The sequence below is a fragment of the Microbacterium sp. F1-18 genome (assembly GCF_052921305.1).
The window spans coordinates 377,194-399,696 of sequence record NZ_JBREVD010000003.1; the positions used below are offsets into that span (position 1 = coordinate 377,194).

At 70.4% G+C, this 22,503-nt stretch carries 30 protein-coding genes and 1 riboswitch; of the genes, 16 read left to right on the forward strand and 14 right to left on the reverse strand.

Annotated features, from left to right (window positions below; genetic code table 11):
* Window positions 1–525: a hypothetical protein gene (locus ACU6RU_RS10500; protein ID WP_446726500.1), complete on the forward strand. Its 525-nt coding sequence runs from the start codon at window positions 1–3 to the stop codon at window positions 523–525.
* Window positions 526–616: 91 nt separating this feature from the next.
* On the opposite strand, the gene ACU6RU_RS10505 is transcribed toward ACU6RU_RS10500, so the two are convergent.
* The 3 genes from ACU6RU_RS10505 to ACU6RU_RS10515 are packed head-to-tail and all read right to left on the reverse strand — an operon-like array spanning window position 617 to window position 1,602.
* On the reverse strand, window positions 617–829 hold the full coding sequence (locus ACU6RU_RS10505; RefSeq protein WP_120264785.1) for a hypothetical protein: 213 nt from the start codon (window positions 827–829) through the stop codon (window positions 617–619).
* Window positions 830–871: 42 nt separating this feature from the next.
* On the reverse strand, window positions 872–1,222 hold the full coding sequence (locus ACU6RU_RS10510; protein ID WP_147374417.1) for a peptide ABC transporter permease: 351 nt from the start codon (window positions 1,220–1,222) through the stop codon (window positions 872–874).
* Window positions 1,219–1,602 (reverse strand): DUF7882 family protein, encoded by a 384-nt coding sequence (locus ACU6RU_RS10515; RefSeq protein ID WP_259455376.1) that lies wholly within the window; start codon window positions 1,600–1,602, stop codon window positions 1,219–1,221. The genes ACU6RU_RS10510 and ACU6RU_RS10515 overlap by 4 nt, the downstream gene beginning before the upstream one ends.
* A gap of 119 nt (window positions 1,603–1,721) precedes the next feature.
* On the opposite strand from ACU6RU_RS10515, the gene ACU6RU_RS10520 reads away from it, so the two are divergent.
* A complete protein-coding gene (locus tag ACU6RU_RS10520; protein WP_446726501.1) occupies window positions 1,722–2,234 on the forward strand; it encodes a MarR family winged helix-turn-helix transcriptional regulator in 513 nt (170 codons plus the stop codon).
* A gap of 4 nt (window positions 2,235–2,238) precedes the next feature.
* On the opposite strand, the gene ACU6RU_RS10525 is transcribed toward ACU6RU_RS10520, so the two are convergent.
* A complete protein-coding gene (locus ACU6RU_RS10525) occupies window positions 2,239–3,039 on the reverse strand; it encodes a DNA-formamidopyrimidine glycosylase family protein (RefSeq protein WP_446726502.1) in 801 nt (266 codons plus the stop codon).
* A 116-nt stretch (window positions 3,040–3,155) separates the two neighbouring features.
* Between ACU6RU_RS10525 and ACU6RU_RS10530 the strand changes: the two genes are divergently transcribed.
* Complete coding sequence (locus ACU6RU_RS10530; protein ID WP_289329961.1) at window positions 3,156–3,992, forward strand: alpha/beta fold hydrolase; 837 nt, start codon at window positions 3,156–3,158, stop codon at window positions 3,990–3,992.
* Between the two features lie 80 nt (window positions 3,993–4,072).
* On the opposite strand, the gene ACU6RU_RS10535 is transcribed toward ACU6RU_RS10530, so the two are convergent.
* Both ACU6RU_RS10535 and ACU6RU_RS10540 read right to left on the reverse strand, forming a co-directional pair.
* Window positions 4,073–4,555 carry a pyridoxamine 5'-phosphate oxidase family protein gene (locus ACU6RU_RS10535; RefSeq protein ID WP_120264780.1) on the reverse strand — a complete coding sequence of 161 codons (483 nt, stop codon included), beginning with the start codon at window positions 4,553–4,555 and terminating at the stop codon, window positions 4,073–4,075.
* 110 nt (window positions 4,556–4,665) lie between these two features.
* The gene (locus ACU6RU_RS10540; protein ID WP_289329963.1) at window positions 4,666–4,851 is read right to left on the reverse strand and encodes a hypothetical protein; all 186 of its coding nucleotides are present in this window, start codon (window positions 4,849–4,851) and stop codon (window positions 4,666–4,668) included.
* 159 nt (window positions 4,852–5,010) lie between these two features.
* On the opposite strand from ACU6RU_RS10540, the gene ACU6RU_RS10545 reads away from it, so the two are divergent.
* A complete protein-coding gene (locus tag ACU6RU_RS10545; RefSeq protein WP_023955275.1) occupies window positions 5,011–5,190 on the forward strand; it encodes a hypothetical protein in 180 nt (59 codons plus the stop codon).
* On the opposite strand, the gene ACU6RU_RS10550 is transcribed toward ACU6RU_RS10545, so the two are convergent.
* From ACU6RU_RS10550 to ACU6RU_RS10570, 5 genes are all read right to left on the reverse strand, one after another.
* Window positions 5,122–5,529: a DMT family transporter gene (locus ACU6RU_RS10550; RefSeq protein WP_120264777.1), complete on the reverse strand. Its 408-nt coding sequence runs from the start codon at window positions 5,527–5,529 to the stop codon at window positions 5,122–5,124. The genes ACU6RU_RS10545 and ACU6RU_RS10550 overlap by 69 nt on opposite strands.
* A 1-nt stretch (window position 5,530) precedes the next feature.
* Window positions 5,531–5,845, reverse strand: coding sequence for a DMT family transporter (locus tag ACU6RU_RS10555; RefSeq protein ID WP_120264776.1), 315 nt, complete (start codon window positions 5,843–5,845; stop codon window positions 5,531–5,533).
* 10 nt (window positions 5,846–5,855) lie between these two features.
* Window positions 5,856–5,921, reverse strand: a riboswitch (guanidine-III (ykkC-III) riboswitch).
* A gap of 20 nt (window positions 5,922–5,941) precedes the next feature.
* Window positions 5,942–6,799, reverse strand: a complete 858-nt coding sequence (locus ACU6RU_RS10560) for a CPBP family intramembrane glutamic endopeptidase (protein WP_289329965.1) — start codon at window positions 6,797–6,799, stop codon at window positions 5,942–5,944.
* Between the two features lie 15 nt (window positions 6,800–6,814).
* A complete protein-coding gene (gene trmB, locus ACU6RU_RS10565; protein WP_446726503.1) occupies window positions 6,815–7,564 on the reverse strand; it encodes a tRNA (guanosine(46)-N7)-methyltransferase TrmB in 750 nt (249 codons plus the stop codon).
* A gap of 49 nt (window positions 7,565–7,613) precedes the next feature.
* On the reverse strand, window positions 7,614–8,447 hold the full coding sequence (locus ACU6RU_RS10570; RefSeq protein ID WP_120264774.1) for a DUF3097 domain-containing protein: 834 nt from the start codon (window positions 8,445–8,447) through the stop codon (window positions 7,614–7,616).
* Window positions 8,448–8,626: 179 nt separating this feature from the next.
* On the opposite strand from ACU6RU_RS10570, the gene ACU6RU_RS10575 reads away from it, so the two are divergent.
* From ACU6RU_RS10575 to ACU6RU_RS10590, 4 genes are all read left to right on the forward strand, one after another.
* A complete protein-coding gene (locus ACU6RU_RS10575; protein ID WP_446726504.1) occupies window positions 8,627–10,660 on the forward strand; it encodes a TPM domain-containing protein in 2,034 nt (677 codons plus the stop codon).
* Between the two features lie 41 nt (window positions 10,661–10,701).
* Window positions 10,702–11,436, forward strand: a complete 735-nt coding sequence (locus ACU6RU_RS10580) for a PspA/IM30 family protein (RefSeq protein ID WP_120264772.1) — start codon at window positions 10,702–10,704, stop codon at window positions 11,434–11,436.
* An 81-nt stretch (window positions 11,437–11,517) separates the two neighbouring features.
* The gene (locus ACU6RU_RS10585; RefSeq protein WP_289329968.1) at window positions 11,518–12,366 is read left to right on the forward strand and encodes an arginase family protein; all 849 of its coding nucleotides are present in this window, start codon (window positions 11,518–11,520) and stop codon (window positions 12,364–12,366) included.
* Window positions 12,363–12,827 (forward strand): Fe-S oxidoreductase, encoded by a 465-nt coding sequence (locus tag ACU6RU_RS10590; protein ID WP_446726505.1) that lies wholly within the window; start codon window positions 12,363–12,365, stop codon window positions 12,825–12,827. Before ACU6RU_RS10585 ends, ACU6RU_RS10590 begins: the two co-directional genes overlap by 4 nt.
* Window positions 12,828–12,833: 6 nt before the next feature.
* Here the strand turns inward: ACU6RU_RS10590 and ACU6RU_RS10595 are convergent, their stop codons facing one another.
* The 3 genes from ACU6RU_RS10595 to ACU6RU_RS10605 form a co-directional block, all read right to left on the reverse strand.
* Window positions 12,834–13,295: an SIP domain-containing protein gene (locus tag ACU6RU_RS10595; RefSeq protein ID WP_289329970.1), complete on the reverse strand. Its 462-nt coding sequence runs from the start codon at window positions 13,293–13,295 to the stop codon at window positions 12,834–12,836.
* A gap of 73 nt (window positions 13,296–13,368) precedes the next feature.
* The gene (locus ACU6RU_RS10600; protein WP_446726506.1) at window positions 13,369–14,091 is read right to left on the reverse strand and encodes a tyrosine-protein phosphatase; all 723 of its coding nucleotides are present in this window, start codon (window positions 14,089–14,091) and stop codon (window positions 13,369–13,371) included.
* The gene (locus tag ACU6RU_RS10605) at window positions 14,088–14,564 is read right to left on the reverse strand and encodes a carboxymuconolactone decarboxylase family protein (RefSeq protein ID WP_120264767.1); all 477 of its coding nucleotides are present in this window, start codon (window positions 14,562–14,564) and stop codon (window positions 14,088–14,090) included. The genes ACU6RU_RS10600 and ACU6RU_RS10605 overlap by 4 nt, the downstream gene beginning before the upstream one ends.
* Window positions 14,565–14,618: 54 nt before the next feature.
* Between ACU6RU_RS10605 and ACU6RU_RS10610 the strand changes: the two genes are divergently transcribed.
* The 8 genes from ACU6RU_RS10610 (at window position 14,619) to ACU6RU_RS10645 (ending at window position 22,499) form a co-directional block, all read left to right on the forward strand.
* A complete protein-coding gene (locus ACU6RU_RS10610; protein ID WP_446726507.1) occupies window positions 14,619–15,566 on the forward strand; it encodes an alpha/beta fold hydrolase in 948 nt (315 codons plus the stop codon).
* Window positions 15,567–16,125: 559 nt separating this feature from the next.
* Window positions 16,126–17,637, forward strand: coding sequence for an ABC transporter substrate-binding protein (locus ACU6RU_RS10615; RefSeq protein ID WP_446726508.1), 1,512 nt, complete (start codon window positions 16,126–16,128; stop codon window positions 17,635–17,637).
* Entirely contained in the window at window positions 17,634–18,584 is a 951-nt protein-coding gene (locus ACU6RU_RS10620) for an ABC transporter permease (RefSeq protein ID WP_446726509.1), read from the forward strand. The genes ACU6RU_RS10615 and ACU6RU_RS10620 overlap by 4 nt, the downstream gene beginning before the upstream one ends.
* A gap of 8 nt (window positions 18,585–18,592) precedes the next feature.
* Entirely contained in the window at window positions 18,593–19,462 is an 870-nt protein-coding gene (locus tag ACU6RU_RS10625; protein ID WP_183045401.1) for an ABC transporter permease, read from the forward strand.
* Window positions 19,459–20,241, forward strand: a complete 783-nt coding sequence (locus ACU6RU_RS10630) for an ATP-binding cassette domain-containing protein (RefSeq protein ID WP_120264763.1) — start codon at window positions 19,459–19,461, stop codon at window positions 20,239–20,241. The genes ACU6RU_RS10625 and ACU6RU_RS10630 overlap by 4 nt, the downstream gene beginning before the upstream one ends.
* On the forward strand, window positions 20,238–21,047 hold the full coding sequence (locus ACU6RU_RS10635) for an ABC transporter ATP-binding protein (RefSeq protein WP_120264762.1): 810 nt from the start codon (window positions 20,238–20,240) through the stop codon (window positions 21,045–21,047). The genes ACU6RU_RS10630 and ACU6RU_RS10635 overlap by 4 nt, the downstream gene beginning before the upstream one ends.
* Window positions 21,048–21,100: 53 nt before the next feature.
* Entirely contained in the window at window positions 21,101–22,153 is a 1,053-nt protein-coding gene (locus ACU6RU_RS10640; RefSeq protein ID WP_446726510.1) for a M4 family metallopeptidase, read from the forward strand.
* A complete protein-coding gene (locus tag ACU6RU_RS10645; RefSeq protein ID WP_446726511.1) occupies window positions 22,146–22,499 on the forward strand; it encodes a protealysin inhibitor emfourin in 354 nt (117 codons plus the stop codon). Before ACU6RU_RS10640 ends, ACU6RU_RS10645 begins: the two co-directional genes overlap by 8 nt.
* Window positions 22,500–22,503: the final 4 nt, after the last annotated feature.

Below are 22,503 nucleotides of genomic sequence, written 5' to 3' on the forward strand. Positions count from 1 at the left end.
ATGAGCAGCATCAATCTTCGGCGTCGGATCGGCCTACCGACCCTCGCCCTGTTCGCGCTGCTGGCCACAGGCTGCGCGACCGTCGGCGTCGGCGGAGCCGCGGGCTCGACCCTTCCCCCCTCGCCGACTGAGGACGAGACTCCGTCGTCCTCCCCGACGGCGCAACCCGAGTCATCCGCGACGCCTGAGCCGACAACGCCTCCCACCGGCGAGTCAGACACCATGTGGACGACATCCGAGCTGGTCGACGCATGCCTCGTCTCCGTCAGGGACGATAACGCGCCAGCATCGGAGCAACTCGATCGGTCGACCATCCGACGCGAGAACGCCCGGTCCGCCCTGCGGCCCGACGCGCTCTGGTACGTCGTCGTGCCCATCGTGGACCCCACCGTCGACGCGCGACTCGAGTACGCGTGCTTGCTGGCCGCCGACCTGAGCGTCGATGCGAGCTGGGGCCGGATCGCCCCGGAGGTGGATGACTTCGATCAGTGGTCGACAGCCACGGAGCCGCCTGAGGGCATGTGACCCCGTAGACGGCCTCGCCGGCCGCGCCCGTTCTCCCGCGAGAACACGAAGATGCCCGGCGAGAGAATCTCCGGGCATCTCGGGCAGAGCTTCAGGACTTCTCGTCCTCTTCGGGTTCGAAGGTCGACGCAGTCCCGGTGTGGCCCGCAGCGACCCCGTCCGGGTGGCTCGGGATCGTCCCGTCCTTTCCGAGTCCGCCCGGCTCTTGCGTACCGTCGCTGTCGGTCTGGGCCGTCGAGACCTCGACGTCCGGACCCTCGTAGGCGTTCTCGTCCGTCTCGCGACGGGTGTCGTCATTGCTCATGTCGTTCTCCTTCTCTTCGTGGACGGCTGCTGCCGTCCGGTCTCAGATGAACGGGGCGAGCGCTCCCGCCGTCAGGGCGAGCGCCCCGGCCACGGCACCCGAAGCCGTGGCGGTCATGCGCAGGTGGCGACGTGCACGCGACCTGCGAGCTCGGTTGCCCGGGGCTTCCGTCGTCAGGAGCGATCGCTGCGCGTCTTTCAGCGTGGCGTAGCGCCCGATCGGGGTCGCGTGACCGTCGAGGGCGATGTAGTGACCGTCGGGTGAGGTGTCGATCGAACCGACGAACTCCCCGTCGGTCGAGGCGACGTAGAAGCCGGGTGCGACCGTCGACCAGGTGATGTTGCGGGCACTGAGAACGCGAGGCGTCGCGGCGGGCCGCTCGAGCATGCTCATGCTGCGGTCGCCAGCTCACGCGAAGCAGGGACGACGTCGCCGCCGGGCAGTGCCGACGCGATCGGGGCCGCGGGAGCAACCTCGAAGTCTGCGAAGTCGACGACGAGGCCGGTCGACGACGTGGCCGCGCGGGCCATCTCGGTGAGCAGCGCCGAGTCGAGCTTCTCCGCCTCGATGCCGGTGAAGACGAAGCGGAGCGGGATGGACGGCTGCAGCCAGATCGTCTGCCGCCCTGCCGCTGTGTCGGCACCATGCCGCCAGGTGAGGGTGAAGCTCTCCGAGCGGCGGAGCTTCGTCGCCGTGAGCACCTTGAGGTGCGCGAGCAGACGGTCCGGGATCTCGATCGATTCGGACGTGTTCCCGTAGAACAGCTGGCCCATGGTGGCTCCTCACAGATGCTGGATGACTTGTTGGGAACGCTACTAGTTGGGCAAGTATCTCGTCAAGTTAGATATCTGCTAAGGTAAAGCTCGCAAGCCAATGACGCGGAGGTGTGCAGATGACCGGCTTCTTCTATGACAACGAACGTCGGCGTGCGACCAGCGCGCTCGAAGCCCTGCGGCTCTACCAGGCAGCCGAGGCCGCCATGCGGCGGCGCACGCGCGAGTCGATGTCGATGGGCGAGAACGAGCTGCTGGTCATCCGACAGTTGCTCCGGGCACAATCGCGCAACCTGCAGGTGAAGCCGGGAGACGTCGCCAAGTACCTCGGAATCTCGACCGCGAGCACGACGAGCCTCCTCGACCGCCTCGAATCGGCGGGGTATCTGCGACGAGTGCCGCACCCCAGCGACCGACGCAGTGTCTACCTGGAACCGACGGAACGAGCCGACGAAGAGGTGCGTGCGACCCTCTCGGCGATGCACGACCGCATGCACCAGGTCGCCGACGAGACCTCCCCCGAGGCCACGGCGGCCGTGATCGATTTCCTCTCCCGTATGCAGGACGCCGTCGACTCGGTCGAGCCTGCCCCCACGCTGCGACGCGAACGCGGCAGCGCATCCGCCGTCTGAACGATCAGCTCTTCCGGGGCTGACAGGACGGACACCACCAGGTGCGTCTGCGCCCGGGATCACCCGGACCCTCGGCGCGCACGACGATCGGAGTTCCGCACCTCAGACACGGCTTCCCGGCACGACCGGTCACCCAGTGCGCACTTCCGCGCCGGGCTGAGCCCGTCGTGACCTGGTACATGCCGGGCACCGAGGCCGAGAGCCGCAGAGCCCGCGCGGCACGGTCGACGAGGACCGCGAGGTCGGCCGTGCCGACGGGGTCGAACGGATGCACCCCCGAGAGGAATGCCAGCTCGTTCACCCACAGGTTGCCCAGACCAGCGATGTTGCGTTGATCGAGGAGGGCGGCGACGAACGAGCAGTCGGGCCGCACATCGAGGCGCCGGACCGCCTCGGCCGCTTCCCAGTCCGTCCGCAACGGGTCCGGGCCCAGGTGTCCGAGCACCCTAGCGACGTCCCCGGCTCGCAGCATCTCGACGACCGGCATGTCAATGCCCCAGAGCGTGGCACCGCCGTCGAGTTCCGCGCGCACGCGGACCGCCCGGTTCACTCGCGTCGGCACGGAGCGGCCGGCGCGCGTCACCGTCCACGATCCCTGCATCAGCAGGTGAGTGTGAAGTGCGAATCCGGGTTCGAGCCAGGTGATGAGGTGCTTGCCATGGGTCTCGAGCCCGGCGATCATCCAGCCGGCGAGAGACGTCCCGGCGGCCGCCCCAGAGCGCAGCTCGCCAGAGACGATACTTCGACCGGAGACGTGCGGACGCAGTCGGGCGGCGAGCCGGAAGACGCTGTCACCCTCCGGCACAGACGCCTCTGAGAGTCACGTCAACCTCATCCCTCCAGTCTGCCGCCTCACCTAGCCTCGGGGCGGTCATGCGTCAACTGCTCGAAAATCCTCGCGAAGGGGATGACGATGGCGTCATGACTGAGATCACCGCGCACAAGGGCCTCTTCAACGACATCGAGCTGCACGTCGACGACACCGGCGGGTCGGGCCGCCCCGTCGTCCTGATCCACGGGTGGCCGCTGTCGGCTGAGTCATGGTCCGAGCAGATCCCCGCGCTCACTGCGGCCGGATACCGCGTCGTGTCGTACGACCGCCGGGGCTTCGGGCACAGCGACAAGCCACGATCGGGCTACGACTACAACACCTTCGCGCAGGATCTGGCATCCGTGCTCGACACCCTCGACCTGCGTGACGCGACCCTCGTCGGCTTCTCGATGGGCGGCGGTGAAGTCGCCCGCTACGTCGCGAACCACGGTCAGGAGCGGCTCCGCAGCGTGGTGTTCGCCGCCGCGGTGCCGCCGTACCTGGCGCAGACGCCCGACAACCCCGAAGGTCCGCTGACGCAGGAAGCCGCAGACGAGATGGAGAACGGCCTGAAGTCGGATGAGGCGGCGTTCTACGACACCTTCACGACGGCCTTCTTCTCCGTCGACGGCGAGCTCAAGGTCACCGAGGAGCAGCGGCAGGAGGCGCTCGCGCTCACACGCCAGGCGGACCATCACGCGGCACTGAAGTCGATGGAGGCGTGGGCCACGACCGACTTCCGCCGCGACCTGGATGCCGTGACCGTTCCCGCACTCATCATCCACGGCGACGGCGACGGCACCGTGCCTTTCGAGGGTTCGGGAAAGCGCACCCACGAGCAGCTTGCGGGGAGCGAACTGGCTCTGATCCACGATGCCCCGCACGGCTTGAACGTGAGCCACGCGCGCGCGTTCAACGACGCGCTCCTCGCCTTCCTCGCGAAGTAGGAGCCACCCGCACGGCGACGAAGGGCCGTTCCGCATCGCGGGACGGCCCTTCGTCGTATGGGAGCCCGAGAGCTCAGAGCTCAGAGCTCGAGCTTCTCGTTGCGCCCCTCGTAGGTCTCGCCCGTGAGCTTAGACTTGATCAGACCGATGGCCGTCGCGATGCGCCCGCCCGCACTGCTCCAGTACTCGCCCGAGATCGCATCGACACGCAGCAGCGTGATCCTCGGGTCGTCCGGTCCGTCGGGGAACCACGCCTCGAGGGTGCTCGACCAGTAGTGCTCGAGCCGGGCTCGGTCATCGACGATCGCAGCTTCACCGGCGAGGGAGACCCACGCGTCATCCTTGCTGAGCGCCACCCCGACGGTGGGACGGACAGTCACATGCGAGGCGACGGACGAGCCCCGGTCGACGACGAACCACAGGTCGCCGTCGAATTCCGCTTCCTGAACGGTCAACGGGCGCGCGGTGAGCTTTCCCGCGTCGTCGATCGTGGTGACCATGGCGAACCGGAAGTCCGGCAGCAGCTCGGCGAGAATCGTCCGGGGGTCTTCGTTGTCGCTCATCGTGTCTCCTTCAGTGGGGCGGGTCCGGCGTTGGTGGGTACAGGCTGACACCGCTCATCGCGGCGCGTCGTGCTCTTGACAGGCGGTGCAGATGCCCGGCGGTGACGCCGTCAACCGCCCGACGGGTTCTCGAGCGGCTGTCCGCCTTCATCGGTGGTCGTGTCGACGTCGCCATCATCAGGCGCGGGCTCGTCGGGTGCCGCGCTGGGGGCGCCGGGGAAGGCCGATGCCCCGCCCGTGGTCGTGCCCTGCTCGGGCCCGTCGTGCTCGCCGCGCTGCGGATCGGAGTCGCTCATCGGATCGTCCTTTCGTCGATTGCTGCCCGCGACGGTACGCGCCGCATCCGCGCGGTCCGAGGGGATTGACACGCGTCGGGCCCGGATCATCCCCCAGTCGGATGCCTCTCAGCCGATCGACCGACGCGCAGACACCTCTCCGCTTCGTAACGTCGGAATGTGACCGCCGCACCTCTTTCGCCTCTCGACCGCATCCACCTCGCCGCAGGCCGGGGCCGCGCCCTGGTGGGGTCGATCCTGGGCAACATCGCCATCCTGGGCATCATCGCTCTAGCGGCGCTCGTGGTTCCGATCGCGGCGGCCCTCGTCTTCGGCCCGGCGCTCCTCGCCCGCCTGTGATCGCCTGATCGGGGCCGAGGCAGGCACGAGCTTCAGCCCGATGACGGCGATGACGATGCCCGCGATGAAGACGATCTTGCCCGGCGAGAACGCCTCGGCGCCGGTTGCCATCGACCAGGCGACCGTGAGCGCCGCCCCCACGCCGACCCAGACCGCGTACGCCGTGCCGATCGGGATCCGCTTCATGGCTTGTCCGAGTCCGATCATGCTCACGAGCAGTCCGGCGACGAACACGAGGGTCGCCACGGGCTCGCGGAACCCGTCGGACTGCCCGAGCGCCGTGGCCCAGACGGCCTCGCAGACGGCACTGGCGAGGAGGACGACCCATGCCCGCGCCATGTCAGCTCACCACCTTGAGGCCGATGACGCAGGCCACCAGCAGCACGAGCAGGAGGACACGCGCCACCGAGGCGCGCTCGCGCTGAGTCACCATCGCCCACACCACCGTGAGGGTCGCGCCGACGCCGACCCAGACGGCGTAGGCCGTGCCGGTGGGCAGCTCGGTCATCGCGATGGCGAGACCCGCAATGCTGCCCACGAGCGCGACGGCGAAGAGCAGAGCGGGCCGCTTGCGGCGGAACCCCTCGGATGCCGCGAGCGCGGCCGCCCATACCGCCTCGAGGACGCCGGATGCGATCAGGATCACCCATGACATGACAGACCTGTCCGAGTCAGTCTTGTCTGGTGCGGGTACTGCTCCCTCGTCCGCGGACCCGCGGTCGGGGCCCCGCGACCCAGGGTACCCCGGCCCTCAGGGCGCCGGGACGAGGAAGAGGGCGTCGAGGAGCCCCGGATTGTGCGCATGGACGAGCACGCCGAAGACGACGGCGTCGAAGAGCAGGTGCACCGTCACGACGTAGGCGAGCGAGCGCGTGCGCAGGAAGATGTAGCCCTGCAGCAGCGCGAACGGGATCGTCAGCAGCGGCCCCCAGGCTCGATAGCCCAGCTCCCACAGGAAAGATACGAAGACGATCATCTGGAGGACGTTCGCCGACGCGTCGGCGAAGTGCCGTCGCAGCAGCGCGAAGCAGGTGCAGATGAAGAACAGCTCGTCCCAGATGCCCACGGCGCCGACTCCGACGAAGAGCCTCGCGATCAGGTCGGGAGTATCGACGACCGGCCAGTTCGTGTACACGCCCGAGGTGATGAAGTAGAAGGGCAGGATGAGCCATCCGAGCACGAGGACGGCGGCGAGCCACACCCATTGGAAGGTGGTCCAGCGTCCCCCGCCGCGCCAGGGGAAGCGGATCGCGTGGTCGCGGTAGACGAAGCGCGACACGAGATAGGGCAGAAGCACAGCGCCGCCGAGCGCAAGGGTGAATCGCACCATCGCGAGGTTGTCGAGCTCGGCTTTCAGGTCGATGAGGCTCACGACGACGAGACCGAGGGCGATGAGCGAGAGGTCGCGGGCCAGCGAGGGCCGTCCCGCCTCGCTGACGCGCCAGCGGTCGACGCCGAGCGCAGCGACGAGACCGACGATGAGGAGCGCCCAGCCGAGCCAGGGCTGCAGGAGCACGAAGAACGCCGGTGCGGCCAGGCATACCAGCAGGGCCGGCAGCGTGCTCGCCGAGACGTAGGGGCGGGCGGCCAGGCCCGGATGCGTCTTCACAGCGACCGCATCCCGTCAGGCCGCGTCGACGCGGCGGTAGGCGAGATCGCGGATGTCGCGCCCCTTGGCGATGCCCTTACGCTCGAAGGCCGTCATCACCCGTCCCTCGAAACGCGGCGCCCAGTCGCCGTCGAAGTCGGGCGCGAAGCCAGCGGCATCCCCCATCACCTCTCGCATCTGACGGGCGTAGTCCTCCCAATCGGTCGCCAGACGCAGCACGCCGCCGGGTTTCAGCACCCGCGCGGCCAGCGGCGTGAAGTCGGGAGAGATGAGGCGCCGCTTGGTGTGCCGAGTCTTGTGCCACGGATCGGAGAAGAAGATCCACAGCTCGTCGACGGATGCCGCGGGCAGCAGGTGTTCGAGCACCTCGGGCGCATTCGCCTCGACGAGGCGCAGGTTGCGCACGCCCGCACGATCGGCGTCGAGCATGGTGCGCGCAAGGCCGGCGCGGAACACCTCGACCGCGAGGAAGTCGGTCTCGGGCGCGGCTTGTGCGGCCGCGACGATCGCGTGCCCCTGGCCCGAGCCGATCTCGACCACGAGCGGAGCCTCGCGCCCGAACAGCGACGCGGGATCCACGTGCGAACCCGGCCTGACGCTGAGGAGGGCCTGATCGCGCTCGACGGGGATGTTGTAGAAGTCGCCGAGCTGGTTCCAGGCGCGCTCCTGGCCGTCGCTCATGCGACCGCTGCGGCGCGCGAACGACACGGGCCGCTCGCGGTAGCGGGGTTCGTCACCGGTGTCGGGCGCGTCGGTCTGCGGCATGAGTCCAGGGTATCGAGCAGCCGGGTCGGCGCCGAGCCGAGGTGCCTGGTCAGGTGGTGACGAAGTCGATGAGCTCTTCGACCCGGCCGAGCAGGGCAGGGTCGAGGTCGCGATACGTACGGACCGATCCCAGGATGCGCTGCCACGCATGCGCGATGTCGGCTTGATCCTCGGCGGGCCAGCCGAGCGCCCGGCAGACGCCGGTCTTCCAATCGACTCCGCGCGGCACCTGCGGCCACGCGCGGATGCCGACGGCCTCGGGGCGGACGCACTGCCAGACGTCGATATGGGGGTGTCCGACGATCTTCAGGTGCGCGCCGTGCGGTCCGCGCAGGATCTGCTCCGCGATACGGGTCTCCTTCGAGCCGGCGACGAGGTGGTCCACGAGCACTCCGTAGCGGCGGTCGGCGGACGGAGGCTCGTCTCGGAGGAGGTCGTCGAGCAGGTCGATGCCCTGCAGGTACTCGACCACGACGCCCTCGACGCGGAGGTCGGCACCCCACACCTTCTCGACGAGCTCGGCATCGTGACGTCCTTCGACGAGGATGCGCGATGCCCGCGCAACGCGCGCCCGCTGCTGAGGCGCCACGAAAGAACCGGAGGCGGTCCGCATCCGTCCCGTGGGTTGCGTGGCCTTCGGCGCCACGAGCTTGACCGGTTCGCCATCGACGAGGAAACCTCCACCGAGCGGGAACAGGCGCACCTTTCCGAGGCGGTCCTCGAGTTCGACGTTGCCGCCACGGACGGCGACGACGGCTCCGCAGTAGCCGTCTGCCGCAACCTCGACGACGAGATCGGGATCGGCGGGGACGTCGGGAACGACTTTGCGTCCGGCGTCCCGCCAGCCCGCTGCGAGAACATCCGAGCCGTACCTGTCGTCCATGCTTCCTCCACCTCGAGCCTCTCCGGCCGCCGGTCAGCGTAACCGCGGCCCTTCCCGTCCCGCGGTATCCGCGCCGCGATTCCGCTGCCCGCTGATTCACAGTCGCGGCATAGGCTCGGACCCCGGGCCCTCAATAGAGTGGAAGCGAGGCCGGTCCTCCGACCTCGGAAGGGGAACGGATGCGCGTGCTCCGAGCAGCGACGCTCTCGATAGTGGCGAGCCTGATGCTCGTCGTCGGCGGCTCCGCCGCGGCCTGGGCGACCGACCCGGTCGACCTCGGTGCGGGGCGCGTCGTGGATCAGGCCGATGCGTTGTCGTCGGGTGAAGAGCGTGCCGTCGACGAGAGGCTGACAGCACTGAGCTCCGAGGCGGGTATCGACCTGTGGGTGGTCTACGTCGACGCCTTCAGCAGCCCGTCCGACGCCGAAGGCTGGGCCAACGCGGTCGCCGACCGGGGCGGCCTGGGTATCAACCAGTACGTGCTGGCCATCGCCACCGAGCAGCGCAACTTCTACCTCTCGGGCGACACCAACGGTCCCGTCGACGGCGACACGCTGGGCACGATCGAGACGCGCGACATCCTGCCCGAGCTCCGCTCCGAGGATTGGGGCGGAGCAGCCTTCGCCGCAGCCGGAGGGCTCTCGGCTGCGGTCGGCGGTTCCGGCGGCACGACCGAAGGCTCCGGAGGCGCCGCGCAGGGCTCCGGCATCCCGGTTCTGACGATCGTCCTCGGCATCCTCGCGGTCGGAGCCGTGATCGCGGTCGTCGTCGTCCTCGTGCGCCGTCGCCGAAGCGGCGCCGGCGGATCCGCTCGCGGTGCAGCCGCGGAACCGATCGAGTCTCTCGCGCGCCGCTCCGCCAGCGCGCTGGTCGCAGCCGACGACGCCATCCGGACGAGCGAGCAGGAGCTCGGCTTCGCGACGGCGCAGTTCGGCGACGACGCGGCCGCCGCTTTCGCGCAGACGCTGGCGCAGGCGCGGCGCGACCTCGACGAGGCGTTCTCGCTGCAGCAGCGCCTCGACGACGACCAGCCCGACACCGAGGCCGACGTCCGCGCCATCCACACGCGGATCCTCGAGCTGTGCGCGCACGCCGACTCCGAGCTCGATGCGCGTGCCGACGAGTTCGACCGCCTGCGCGATCTCGAGCAGAACGCACCCGAGGCGCTGGTGCGCATCCAGCAGGACCGCGCGGCGGCCGGAACCGGGCTCGACGGCGCGATCGCGTCGCTCGAACGGCTCCGATCGGCGTACGCGCCCGAGGAGCTCGCGACCATCGGCGACAACCCCGATCAGGCGCGCAGTCGCCTGACCTACGCCGACGAGCAGCTCGACGCGGCCCAGCGCGCGATCGCGGCCGGCGACGGCGCCAGCGCGGCCATCGCCCTGCGCGCAGCGGAGGGGGCCGTGACACAGGCCGCCCAGCTCGAAGCCTCCGTCGAGAAGGTGGCCGCCGACCTCGCGACCGCCGAACGCGACGCCGCCGCCCTCGTGACCGAGCTGGAGCAGGATGTCGCCGCCGCCGTCGGCGTCCCTGATCCCGACGGCTCGCTCGGCGCGGTCGCGTCCGCCACGCGCCAGCAGATCGACGCCGCCCGCGCTCAGCTGACGGGCGAGCACCGCCGCCCGCAGGCTGCGCTGTCGACGCTCCTGGGCGCGAACTCGGCGATCGATGCCGCCCTCGCCGGTGCGCGCGACGCCGCACAGCGCGCGGCCCGCGCACGGCAGACGCTCGACCAGCAGTTGCAGCAGGCGCGCGCACAGGTCTCTGCCGCGGAGGACTACATCGGCACGCGGCGCGGCGCCGTCGGCGCGACGGCCCGCACGCGGGTCGCGGAAGCGCGGGCGTCGCTCGATCGCGCCGAGGCGACATCGCAGATCGAGCCCGAACGCGCCCTGGCCGACGCGACGCGCGCGACACAGCTGAGCGGGCTCGCGATCGATGCGGCGCGCACCGACGTCGGCGGCTTCACGTCGGCCTCCGCCGGATCGAACTCCAGCGGCATGATGGGTGCCATGATCGGCGGCATGGTGCTGAACTCGCTCCTCGGCGGCGGCTCATCCGGCCGACGCTCGTCGGGATTCGGCGGCAGCGGCTTCGGCGGCGGTCTCGGCGGATCGCGCGGCGGATTCGGCGGCGGATCCCGCGGCCGCACCGGCGGTGGTGGATTCGGCGGCGGCGGTCGCTCCCGCCGCGGCGGCGGCCGCTTCTGACGATTTCTCCCTCTTCCGTACCAACCACGAAAGGAACCCCGATGGCAAAGCAGTCCATCTTCGGTCGCATCTCGACGCTCATGAAGGCGAACATCAACGCCCTTCTCGACCAGGCCGAGGACCCGCAGAAGATGCTCGACCAGCTCGTGCGGGATTACACCAACTCGATCGCCGACGCGGAGTCGGCGATCGCCGAGACGATCGGCAACCTGCGTCTGCTCGAGCGCGACCACCAGGAGGACGTCCAGGCGGCCGCCGAGTGGGGCAACAAGGCCCTCGCGGCCAGCCGCAAGGCCGACGAGCTGCGCGCGGTGGGCAACACCGCCGACGCCGACAAGTTCGACAACCTCGCCAAGGTCGCGCTGCAGCGTCAGATCAGCGAGGAGAACGAGGCCCGCACGATCGCGCCGACCATCGCGACTCAGACCGAGGTGGTCGAGAAGCTGAAGGACGGCCTGAACGGCATGAAGGTCAAGCTCGACCAGCTCCGCGCGAAGCGCTCCGAGCTGCTCGCGCGCGCCAAGACGGCGGAGGCGCAGAACCGCGTCCACGACGCCGTCAAGTCGATCGACGTGCTCGACCCCACCAGCGAGCTCGGGCGCTTCGAAGACAAGGTCCGCCGCCAGGAGGCACTCGCCGCCGGCAAGCAGGAGCTCGCCGCGTCGAGCCTCGACGCACAGTTCGAGAGCCTCGAAGACGTGGGCCAGCTCACCGAGGTCGAAGCTCGGCTCGCCGCGCTGAAGACGGGCGGGGCCGCCGGCGCCATCGAGCGCTGATGCCCGATGTCGACGCCCGGGCCGGCGCCACCGCCCGGGCGTCGACAATCGATTCCCGCACCCCGAACAGAGGATGACGTCATGACCCGATTCATCGTGGTCCCGCAGTGGCAGGGCTCGCCGTCGGCTCGATCGATGACCCTCATCGACGGCGCCGAGGCGATCGCCGGCGACCTGCCGCGCAGCGCGACGGTGCGGGTCGAGGTCCCCGTCGAGGCCGGTGAGGCCCTCGGCAGCGGCATCCGGCGGTTCAGCTCGCTTCAGCGCACACGAGACCTGGTGATGGCGGCACTCGGCGACGCCGACAGCCCTGCGGACGGCACGAGCGGCACCGGACCGACCGGGCACACGGTGGTCGTGGGCGGCGACTGCGGAGTGGCTGTGCCCGCGATCGCACACGCGGCCGCGCTGCATCCCGATATGGCCGTGGTCTGGTTCGACGCCCACGCCGATCTGCACTCCCCCGAGTCGTCACCGTCCGGCGCGTTCGCAGGCATGGCACTGCGCGCCGTGTTCGAGGCGAGCCCGCTGTCACCGGATGCTGCGGTGCCCGCCGAGCGGGTCGTTTTGGCGGGAGCCCGGGAGTTCGACGATCCCGAGATCGATGTGGTGCGGGCCTCGGGGCTCACGCATCTGGGCGTCGACGATCTCGCGGATCCCGCGCGCCTGGCCGATGCGGTCGCCGCCACCGGCGCGGGCTCGGTGTACCTCCACGTCGATCTCGATGTCCTCGACCCCGCAGCGATCACCGGTGTGAGCGCAGCCGTCCCGTTCGGACTCGACCTCCCGACGCTCACGAACGCCATCGGCATCCTGCGCGGGCGGTTCCCGCTCGCGGGAGCATCCGTCTCCGGGTTCGCTCCACCGCACCCCGAGGCGGTCGTAGAAGACATGGGTTCCGTGCTGCGGGTCGTCGGGGCCCTCGCGTGAGCGCGGTGCGCACGCCGCCCGCCGGATGGCGTCAGCGCGCCGACGAGGCGGTCGCTCGCGGGGCCGCGCTCGACCGCGTCATCCCCCGCGTGCTGCTCGACTCCCCCATCAGCGAGCTCGGAGCCCGCGCCGGCACCGCCTTCGGATTCGCGTGGGGCGCGCTATGGTCGACCGGCCGCATCGAGCGCCGTCACGGGCTGTGGATCTTCCGCGGCATGCCGGCCTGGACCTTCGGCCGCGGCGGCGTCTGCGTGGGGTCATGCTTCCTGACCGGCGACCGCGAGCCGAGCGAGCGGATCCTCACGCATGAGGCCGTACACGCTCGGCAGTGGCGGCGTTACGGGCTGCTCATGCCCCTGCTGTACCTGATCGCGGGCCGCAATCCCCTGCGGAACCGGTTCGAGATCGACGCGGGGCTCGCGGACGGCAACTACATCCCGCGCCGCGCCGAGCGCCACTGACCTGCTTCAGCGGGCGGTCGCGAGGCCGAAGCGTTCGGGTGTGTGGATCGACTCGGCGGCCATGCCGCAGCGCGAGGTCAGGTGATCGACGATGTCGACGGTGCCGAGGAACCCGCCCAGCAGGTGCACGCGCGTCGCCCGCGCGGCATCGGTGCAGAGCATCTCGTCGGCCCAGGCCGTGACGGCGCGCGATAGCGCCTCACCCGGCGCACAGCCGCGCCCCGAGCCCGGCGCGCCGGTGCGGCGGGAACGGTCGAGCCACGTCACCACCATGCGGGCCGGCGCCGAGACGGTGCCGATCCATGCGGCGTCGGGGACCTCGATGAAGACCCGTCCGGTCGAACACAGCGGCAGCGTCGCCAGCAGCGCCTCGAGCTCGGCGAGCGAGTGCTCGTCGGCCGTGACCAGGTGCTGCACCCGGACGTGCTTCGACGCACGACAGGCGGCGGCGCTGTGGAGCTCGGACATGATGAGTCCACTATACCCGCGGTGTAGGCATGCCTTACCTACCTAGCCGAATCCGGACGACTCCCCGGAGTTCTCACAGCAGGATGATGCGGCGCAGCTCATCCAGCTCGTCGTCGCCGAGTCCGTGCGACCGAAGGTACTCGGCCGGTGAACCGAATCGCTCGCGCAGATCCGCCAGCAGCGCGCGCATGACGGGGGCTGGCGAGCGCGTGGCCAGATCGACCAGCTGCGGGGCGTCGGGGTGGTGCGCGCGGAGGTACGCGAGGACCGGCGCATTCCGCTCGGCCGGGAGCAACGTCTCCGTCCGCGCGTAGTCGTCGACGACGGCATCCTCGTCCACTCCCGCCGCCGCGAGGATCATCGCGATCGTCACGCCCGTGCGGTCCTTGCCGATCGTGCAGTGGACGAGCACCGGCTGATCGGCGATGACACCGCGCACCACCTCGAGCACCCGCGGCGCCGACTCGTCGACCAGCGATCGGTACATCGACTCGAGCGACATGTCGGCGCGGAACAGCGAGGCGACCGATCCCAGGAACAGCGGAACACGCTGCGTCCGAATAGGCAGGTCTCCCAGGACCGTGGGCTCGGAGCGCACCTCGTCGTCGTCGCGCAGGTCGATGATGCGCCGCAGCCCGAGCTCGCCGAGAGCACGCCGACCGTCGTCGTCGACGCGGAACAGGTTGCCCGACCGGTAGAGGACGCCCGACCGTGTCGAGGTGCTGCCCGCCCGCAGGCCGCCGGTGTCGCGGAAGTTCAGGGCGCCCGGCACCGACAGCGAGGCCGCGCCGCTCATCGGCCGGCACGCGGGAGCGGCGGCACCGGGTACCGCCCCGCGATCGTCAGGCGATTGAACGCGTTGATCGAGATGAACAGCCAGCTCAGCGCGACGTACTCCGCCTCGGAGAACACCCCGCCGACGCGGTCGTAGAGCTCGTCCGAGACTCCGTCATCGGCGATGTTCACGTAGGCCTCGGCGAGCTCGAGCGCCGTGCGCTCCCGCTCGTCGAAGACCCCCGACTCGCGCCAGGTGGCGAGCTGGGCGACCTCGTCGGCCGTCACGCCGGCGGCGACCGCTCGCCCGACGTGCACACGGACGCAGTATGCACAGCCGTTGAGCTGCGAGCTGTGCACCAGAGCAAGCTCCTTCAGGCGCTCGCCGATGCCGGCATCCTGGGCGATGGTTCCCACCGTGCGCGCGAAAGCGTCGAGCGCGTCGTAAGCCGGACGAGCCGCCTTGGCGAGGTGGATGCGCCGCTCGGGGGTCATGCGTCAACCCTACCCACCGACCTCCGGCGCCGCGCGAGAATGGACCCGTCCCCGATGCGAAGGATCACCGTGCACGACGACACGTTCGACGAGTTCTCGTTCCTGCCCGTTCAAGCCGCCGAAGCGGGTGTGCCGACCCCCGCGGCCGAGCGACTGTTCACCTTCGCCCCCGATGGACGTCCCATCAGCGCGCTGCGACTCGGCGCGGGCGACCCCGAGTTCACGCTCCTTCACGGCGCCGGTCTGAATGCGCACACCTGGGATCGCACGATCCTCAGCCTCGGGCGCCCCGCACTGGCGTTCGACCTGCCCGGGCACGGCGACTCGGGTTGGCGCGACGACGCCGACTACACGGGACGGACCCTCGCGGCCGACATCGCCCCCGCGGTCGCGCAATGGACGCACACGCCGCAGGTCGTCGTCGGACAGTCGCTCGGCGGCCTGACCGCTGCGGCCCTCGCCGCGACGCATCCCGAGCTGGTGCGCTCCCTCGTGATCGTCGACATCGCACCCGGGCTCGACCCCGCCGGTGCGGCGTCGCAGATCCGGCGGTTCTTCGCCGGACCGACGAGCTGGGCCTCACGAGCGGAGATGGTCGAGCGGGCGCTGTCGTTCGGCCTCGGGGGCGACCGCGCGGCGGCGGAGCGCGGCGTGTACCTCAACTCGCGCGTGCGCGACGACGGTCGCGTGGAGTGGAAGCACCACTTCGCCCGCATCGCCAACGGGCTCGCCGCCGACCCGGGCGCCGCGGCCGCGGCATCCGAGCGGCAGGATGCCCTGGCGCCGGCGCTCGCGGCATCCGGCTGGGACGACTTCGCGGCGGTGACGGCACCCATCACCCTGGTGCGCGGGACGCGGGGATATCTCACCGACGCCGACGTCGCCGCCTTCGGCGACCGTGTGCCCGGGGCGCGGATCGTGACCGTGGAATCCGGGCACAACGTGCAGGAGGAGCTTCCGATCGAGCTCGCCCGCATCATCCGCGACGCCACCACCGCCTGACCCCACTCGGGCCGGCACGGCCCAGCCCCGGGGCCGGGCCGCGCCGGGCGACGTGCCGCCAACAGGCTGAGCCGCGGTGAGCCGGGCAGCGGCGCGCGAAAACAGCCGCTCAGCCTGTCGACGGGACACTGCGGGGCCGGGCCGCACACCGACCCGCCCGCGAAGGCTTGGTAGCGGGCGATGGGCCGCCGACAGGCTCAGTCGACGTCGCAGATGCCCAGGCACCGCAGGACGATAGCTCAGCCTCACGACGTCACGGGATGAGGCCTTCGGCCTGCGGAGACAGGCCCGGTCCGCTCTAACGCGGCGAGGTCCACCGGTGAGGCCGTGCCGCCGACAGGCTCAATCGTTTTCCTGCTGGGCTCCGCTGCCTGCTGACCCCGCGCAGCCTGTGCGCGGCCCGCTCCCGATGGAATAGCAAGGCGCCGTGCGACGCTAGAGGTCGGCGAATGCGTCTCACGGTCGCGCCGGACCCTAGGCTGTATGCCGCACTGAGTTCGCGGATCCCGCATCGGACAGCAACGATGCCGCCGCCCTTGCGAAAGGAACCCTCCTCCACATGCTCCGCCGCACCACCGTGACCGCCGCCGCACTGCTGGCCGCAGGCACGCTTCTCCTCGCCGGCTGCACCGGATCCACCGATCCGGCACCGTCCACCAGCGTCGGCGCCCCGAACCCTGACGCGACCGTCAACATCCGCCTCGTGCTCGAACCGTCGAACCTCGACATCCGGCAGACGGCGGGCATCTCGCTCGATCAGACGCTCATCGACAACGTCTACCAAGGCCTCGTCGCCCGCACCGCGGAGGGCGAGATCGTCGACGCGCTCGCCAGCGCTCACGAGATCTCGGCAGACGGCCTGACCTACACCTTCACGTTGCGCGAGGGAGTCACCTTCCACGACGGCCAGGCCCTGACCCCGCAGGATGTCGTCTCGTCATTGACCACGCGGCAGGGCACTCCCGAGTGGGCGGACAGCGAACGACTCGCGAACGTGACCTCGGTCGCGGCTGACGGGCAGAAGATCATCCTGACTCTGTCGCAGCCCGATTCGTCACTGCTGTGGAATCTCACGGGCCGCGCGGGCATCATCCTCAAAGAGGGCGACACCGTCGACTACAACACCGCTGCCAACGGCACCGGCCCCTTCCGTCTCGCGAACTGGCGTCAGGGCGCCAGCCTGACACTCGAGCGCAACGACGCCTACTGGGGCGACGCGGCTCAGGTAGCCGACGTGACGTTCGACTTCATCCCCGACAACCAGGCCGCCATCAACGCGGCTCTGGCCGGCGAGACCGACGTCGTGGTCGGTTTCGACGCGAACCTCGCCGACCAGGTCGAGGGCGGCGGCGACTTCGTCGTCGAGACCGGCAGCGCGACGGACAAGAGCGTGCTCGCGATGAATTCCACCTCGGGGCCCCTGGCCGATGTCCGGGTGCGCGAAGCGATCCGAACCGCGATCGACCACGACGCCATCGTCGAGGCCGTCGGCGCAGGGCAGACACTGTACGGTCCGATCCCGGAGGCGGACCCCGGATACGAAGACCTGTCGGATGTCGTGTCGTACGACCCCGAGGCGGCCCGGGCACTGCTGAGCGAGGCCGGCGTCAGCGACCTCGCTCTGACTCTGACCATCCCGTCGGCCTACGGCACGACGCTCCCCCAGATCCTGGTCTCGAACTTCAATGACGTCGGGATCGACCTGAAGGTCAACCCCGTCGACTTCGGCACCTGGCTCAGCGACGTCTACACGAACAAGGACTACGAGCTCAGCGTCGTCAACCACGCAGAGCCGCGCGACTTCGAGAACTGGGCGAACCCCGACTACTACTTCACCTACGACAACGCCGAGGTGCAGGACCTGTACGCGCAGTCGCTGCTGGCAACGGACGAGCAGTCCGCGGACGACCTCCTGAAGAAGGCCGCGCGGATCGTGTCCGAGGATCACGCCGCCGATTGGCTCTACAACTGGGCTTCGGTGGTCGCGGTCGCCACGAACGTCTCGGGCATGCCCGTCGACAACGTGAACGCCCGCATCAACCTCGCCGAGATCGCCAAGAGCGACGGGTGATCCGCTACGCGCTGACGCGACTGGCCCTGCTGCTGCTGGGTCTGGTCGTCGCCAGCGTGCTGATCTTCGTGACATTGCGGGTACTTCCCGGCGACGTCGCCCAGCAGATCGCCGGCACCAACTCCACCCCCGAGCAGGTCGCCGCGCTTCGTGAGCGGCTCGGCCTCGACGTGCCGCTGCCGACGCAGTACCTCGACTGGGTGTCCGGGCTGCTGCGCGGCGACCTCGGCGCCTCGCTGGTGACCGGCTCGCCCGTCGCGGCGGAGCTCGCCGCGAAAGCTCAGGTCACCGTGCCCCTCGGAGTGATGTCGATGGTGGTGGCGCTGATCATCGCGCTTCCGTTCGGCGTCGTCGCGGCCTTCCGTCGCGGGCGCGTCGACGGCACGGCGCTCTCCTTCGGCGCACAAGCGCTCGCCGCCGTGCCGGTCGTCTGGGCGGGGATGATGCTCGTCGTGGTGTTCGCGATCTGGCTCGGGTGGCTGCCCGCGCAGGGTTTCCCGCGCGACGGCTGGCGCGACCCGGCGCGGGCCTTCGCCGCGCTGGTCCTGCCCGCGATCACGATCGGGGTCGTGGAGGGCGCGATGCTGATGCGGTTCGTCCGCAGTGCGACCCTGTCGGCGATGGGTCAGGACTTCGTCCGCACGGCCGCCGCGAAGGGCCTCACCCGCCGAGCGGCACTGCTGCGGCACGGACTTCCGACGGTGGGGCTGTCGATCATCAGCGTGCTCGGCCTCCAGGTCGCGGGCATCGTCGTGGGTGCGGTCGTGATCGAGCAGCTGTTCACCCTGCCGGGCATCGGGCGCATGCTCGTCGCTGACGTCGGACTGCGCGATCTGCCGAAGGTTCAGGGCGAGCTCCTGGCCCTCACGGCGGTCGTCCTGGTCGTCGGGTTCGTCGTCGACCTCGTGCACCGCAGCCTGGATCCGAGACAGCGGGAGGCCGTATGAACGCCCGGATGCCGTGGCTGCGCCGACTCTGGTCGCTTCCCGCCGGCCGCTTCGGACTCGTCGTCGTCGTCACCATCGGGGTCGTGGCCGCGGTGTCGCTCGTGTGGACCCCGTTCGACCCGCAGCGCGTCGACATCCCGGCGCGGTGGAGCCCGCCGAGCTGGCCGCATCTGCTCGGCACCGACGCCTCGGGCCGCGACATCCTCTCGCTGTTGATCGTGGGGGCGCGCACGACGGTCCTCGTCGCCGCCGGTGCCGGTGTCGTCGCGACGCTCATCGGTATCACGCTCGCCTGTCTCGGCGCGCTCACGGGCCGCTGGACCCGCGAGGTCGTCGCGGTACTCGTCGACATCCTGATCGCCTTCCCCGTGCTGTTGATCGCGATGATGATCTCGGCGGTGTGGGGTGGCTCGCTCTGGGTCGTCGTGATCTCCGTCGGCATCGGTTTCGGCGTCAACATCGCGCGCGTCACACGGCCGGAGCTGCGCCGCACGCTGCACAGCGACTTCGTGCTCGCGGCGCGCGCCAACGGTCTGACGCCCGGGCAGATCGCGGTGCGTCATCTGCTCCCCAACGTCGCTCCGGTCTTCATCGTCCAGCTGTCGTGGGGCATGGCCGTCGCGGTGCTCGCGGAGGCGGGCCTGAGCTATCTCGGGTTCGGCGCTCCCCCGACGCAGCCGTCGTGGGGCCTGCTCCTGAGCGAGCTGCAGAACTATCTGACGGCGCATCCCCTGAGCGTGGTGTGGCCGGGCCTGGCGATCACCGTCACCGTGCTGGGTCTGAACCTCCTCGGCGACGGTCTGCGTGAGGCGACCGACCCGACGCTCGCCCGACGGCGGTCACCGGCTGCCTCGCACACCCCGGCGGTCGTCGCATGAGCCTCGAGGTCACCAGCCTGTCGATCGCGCTCGACGGCCGCCGCGTGGTCGACGACGTGTCTTTCACCGTCGCCGACGGCGCCCGGGTCGGCCTCATCGGCGAGTCGGGGTCGGGAAAGTCGTTGACCGCCCTCGCCGTCCTCGGGCTGCTGCCCGACGGCGCCGAGGTCGACGGCAGCATCCGGTGGAACGGGCGGGAGCTGATCGGGCTGCCCGACCGCGAGCTCGCCGCTCTGCGCGGCGAAGAGATCGGCATCGTCTTCCAGGAGCCCCAGACCGCCCTCAATCCACTGCGTACCGTGGGGCGGCAGATCGCGGAGCCGCTGCGCATCCACCGCCGCGCCGGCCGCCGTGAGGCTCTGGCCCGGGCTCAGGCCGATGCTGATCGGGTGAGGCTCCCTGAGGGCGCACTGCGCCGCTACCCGCATCAGCTCTCCGGGGGCCAGCGCCAGCGGGTCGCGATCGCCATGGCACTGGCGGCCCGCCCGCACCTTCTCATCGCCGACGAGCCGACGACGGCGCTCGACGTGACGATCCAGGCCGAGATCCTGTCACTCCTGGGTGAACTGGTCGAGAACGACGGGATGTCGTTGCTGTTCATCACGCACGACCTGGCGGTGCTGTCGCAGGTCGCGACGGGGGCCGTCGTGCTCGAACGCGGGCGCGTCGTCGAGACGGGTACGGTCGCCGATCTGCTCACCGCTCCGCAGTCGGAGGTCACCCGCGGCCTGCTGCGCGACGCCACGGCCACGGTGTGGCGTCCCGAGGGAGACGCATGACCGGCGAGTCGCTCATCTCGGCACGCGGCCTGAGCAAGCACTACCGGGTGCGCCACGGCGGTGCGGGGGCGCCGCGTCGCGAGACCGTCGCGCTCGATGATGTCGACGTCGACGTGCGAGCGGGCTCAGCGTTCGGCATCATCGGCGAGTCGGGGTCCGGCAAGTCGACCCTCGTCCGGCTTCTTCTCGGCCTCGACACGCCGTCGTCCGGCACGGTCACGATCGACGGCCGCGCCGTCGACGCCCGTGCGTCGGCACGCAGCCTGCACTGGCTCCGCCGTCGCACCGGCATCGTCTTCCAGGACCCGTACGCCTCGCTCGATCCCCGCATGAGCGTGGGCCGTATCGTCGCAGAACCGCTGTGGGCGCTCGACGTCCCGGGCGACCGACGCGCCCGCGTACACGAGGTGCTGTCGGACGTCGGGTTGGATGCGGACGCAGCGGACCGCTACCCGCACGAGTTCTCGGGCGGCCAGCGCCAGCGCATCGCCCTCGCGCGCGCGATCGCGCATCGCCCCGAGATCCTGGTCGGCGACGAACCGCTGTCGGCCCTCGACGTGACCGTCCGCGCGCAGATCCTCGACGTCCTGCGCCGCCTGCGAGCAGAACAGGGGATGACGCTGCTGCTGGTCTCGCACGACATCGGCGTCGTGCAGAACCTCTGCGACGAGGTCGTCGTGATGACCGAGGGGCGCATCGTCGAGGAGGGACCGACCGAGAAGGTGCTGCTGCAGCCGCAGGCCGCGTACACGCGTCGCCTGCTCGCCTCGGTGCCGGTGATCGATCCGCATCGCGCGCAGGACTGAGGGTCCGCGTTCGTGCTGTCATCGATGTCGGCGGTCACCGCTACCGTGAGGCCATGCGCGCGATCATTCCCCCCTACCTTCTGGCCCGCGTCGCCTCAGCCCGCGAGCCGCACCTCGCGCGGGCAGCGGTCGCGGCACGGACGACCCTCGCGGCACGCCCGTCCGATCTCGCCGGGCGTTCGCAGCTGCGGCTCTCCGTCGAGCCGGGCGGCACCCTCGTCGCCGAACGCGTCGCGGCTGCCGAGCGTGCCGTGTCCGACGCGCAGAACCGCGAGGAGCTCCCGGGAATCCTCGTCCGCCGCGAAGACGATCCCCCGACCGGCGACCGCGGGGCCGACGAGGCCTTCGACGGACTCGGGGCGACCTTCACCTTCTTCCGCGACGCGTTCGGCCGTGATTCGATCGACGGGCGAGGTGGCGTGCTCGCGGCCACCGTCCACTACGGCGAGGCCTACGACAACGCGTTCTGGAACGGCGAGCGCATGGTCTTCGGCGATGGCGACGGAGAGGTGTTCACCGGGTTCACCGGGTCACTGACCGTCATCGCGCACGAGCTCGCCCACGGCGTCACCGAGTTCTCGGGAGGGCTGACCTATGCGGGTCAGTCCGGCGCTCTCAACGAGTCGCTGTCCGATGTGTTCGGCGCACTCACCGAGCAGCATGTGCTCGGACAGACTGCCGAGCAGGCCTCGTGGCTCATCGGCGCGGGGATCTTCACGGATGCCGTCCAAGGCCGTGCCCTCCGGTCACTGGCCGCACCGGGGTCGGCCTACGACGACGACGTGCTCGGACGCGACCCGCAGCCGGGCCACATGCGCGACTACGTCGACACGACGAACGACAACGGGGGTGTCCACATCAACTCGGGGATCCCCAACCGGGCGTTCCACCTCGTGGCGACCCGGCTCGGCGGATATGCCTGGGAGCGAGCAGGTCTCATCTGGTACCGCACGCTGACGTCGCGCACCCTCTCCCCCGAGGCCGACTTCGTCACGTTCGCGCGCGCCACCGTCGACACCGCCACCGACGAGTACGGTGAGGGATCGGAGGAGGTCGCCGCGGTTCGTGCCGGATGGCGCGGCGTCGGCGTGTGGGAGGATGCCTGACACCGAAGGCGGCACATCGAGCCCGCTGCGCATCGTGGTCGAACGCAGCGGCGGGTTCGCGGGGCTGACACGGACCTGGCGGGTCGAGCCGAGCGACGCGGAACGCGGTCCCTGGCTCGAGCTGGTCCGGCGCTGTCCCTGGGACGCGTCGGCACCGCCGGCACCCTCCGCGTCAGCTCCGGGAGCCGACCGATTCCGCTGGCACATCGTCGTCTCCGACAGCGAGGCCACGCACCAGGCGGACCTCGCCGACGACCTCACGTCGCCGTGGCGGTCGCTGGTCGACGCGGTACGGTCGGGGCAACCGCCCGAGCCCGAAGACCGTCAATCCCCCGGCCCCTCGTGACCGC

Bases quoted from the DNA above. Each gene is read 5' to 3' on its own strand.
- ACU6RU_RS10500 (WP_446726500.1), top strand. From the start codon at position 1: ATGAGCAGCATCAATCTTCGGCGTCGGATCGGCCTACCGACCCTCGCC.
- ACU6RU_RS10505 (WP_120264785.1), bottom strand. From the start codon at position 829: ATGAGCAATGACGACACCCGTCGCGAGACGGACGAGAACGCCTACGAG.
- ACU6RU_RS10510 (WP_147374417.1), bottom strand. From the start codon at position 1,222: ATGAGCATGCTCGAGCGGCCCGCCGCGACGCCTCGCGTTCTCAGTGCC.
- ACU6RU_RS10515 (WP_259455376.1), bottom strand. From the start codon at position 1,602: ATGGGCCAGCTGTTCTACGGGAACACGTCCGAATCGATCGAGATCCCG.
- ACU6RU_RS10520 (WP_446726501.1), top strand. From the start codon at position 1,722: ATGACCGGCTTCTTCTATGACAACGAACGTCGGCGTGCGACCAGCGCG.
- ACU6RU_RS10530 (WP_289329961.1), top strand. From the start codon at position 3,156: ATGACTGAGATCACCGCGCACAAGGGCCTCTTCAACGACATCGAGCTG.
- ACU6RU_RS10535 (WP_120264780.1), bottom strand. From the start codon at position 4,555: ATGAGCGACAACGAAGACCCCCGGACGATTCTCGCCGAGCTGCTGCCG.
- ACU6RU_RS10540 (WP_289329963.1), bottom strand. From the start codon at position 4,851: ATGAGCGACTCCGATCCGCAGCGCGGCGAGCACGACGGGCCCGAGCAG.
- ACU6RU_RS10550 (WP_120264777.1), bottom strand. From the start codon at position 5,529: ATGGCGCGGGCATGGGTCGTCCTCCTCGCCAGTGCCGTCTGCGAGGCC.
- ACU6RU_RS10555 (WP_120264776.1), bottom strand. From the start codon at position 5,845: ATGTCATGGGTGATCCTGATCGCATCCGGCGTCCTCGAGGCGGTATGG.
- trmB (WP_446726503.1), bottom strand. From the start codon at position 7,564: ATGCCGCAGACCGACGCGCCCGACACCGGTGACGAACCCCGCTACCGC.
- ACU6RU_RS10570 (WP_120264774.1), bottom strand. From the start codon at position 8,447: ATGGACGACAGGTACGGCTCGGATGTTCTCGCAGCGGGCTGGCGGGAC.
- ACU6RU_RS10575 (WP_446726504.1), top strand. From the start codon at position 8,627: ATGCGCGTGCTCCGAGCAGCGACGCTCTCGATAGTGGCGAGCCTGATG.
- ACU6RU_RS10580 (WP_120264772.1), top strand. From the start codon at position 10,702: ATGGCAAAGCAGTCCATCTTCGGTCGCATCTCGACGCTCATGAAGGCG.
- ACU6RU_RS10585 (WP_289329968.1), top strand. From the start codon at position 11,518: ATGACCCGATTCATCGTGGTCCCGCAGTGGCAGGGCTCGCCGTCGGCT.
- ACU6RU_RS10595 (WP_289329970.1), bottom strand. From the start codon at position 13,295: ATGTCCGAGCTCCACAGCGCCGCCGCCTGTCGTGCGTCGAAGCACGTC.
- ACU6RU_RS10600 (WP_446726506.1), bottom strand. From the start codon at position 14,091: ATGAGCGGCGCGGCCTCGCTGTCGGTGCCGGGCGCCCTGAACTTCCGC.
- ACU6RU_RS10605 (WP_120264767.1), bottom strand. From the start codon at position 14,564: ATGACCCCCGAGCGGCGCATCCACCTCGCCAAGGCGGCTCGTCCGGCT.
- ACU6RU_RS10610 (WP_446726507.1), top strand. From the start codon at position 14,619: ATGCGAAGGATCACCGTGCACGACGACACGTTCGACGAGTTCTCGTTC.
- ACU6RU_RS10615 (WP_446726508.1), top strand. From the start codon at position 16,126: ATGCTCCGCCGCACCACCGTGACCGCCGCCGCACTGCTGGCCGCAGGC.
- ACU6RU_RS10625 (WP_183045401.1), top strand. From the start codon at position 18,593: ATGCCGTGGCTGCGCCGACTCTGGTCGCTTCCCGCCGGCCGCTTCGGA.
- ACU6RU_RS10630 (WP_120264763.1), top strand. From the start codon at position 19,459: ATGAGCCTCGAGGTCACCAGCCTGTCGATCGCGCTCGACGGCCGCCGC.
- ACU6RU_RS10635 (WP_120264762.1), top strand. From the start codon at position 20,238: ATGACCGGCGAGTCGCTCATCTCGGCACGCGGCCTGAGCAAGCACTAC.
- ACU6RU_RS10640 (WP_446726510.1), top strand. From the start codon at position 21,101: ATGCGCGCGATCATTCCCCCCTACCTTCTGGCCCGCGTCGCCTCAGCC.
- ACU6RU_RS10645 (WP_446726511.1), top strand. From the start codon at position 22,146: ATGCCTGACACCGAAGGCGGCACATCGAGCCCGCTGCGCATCGTGGTC.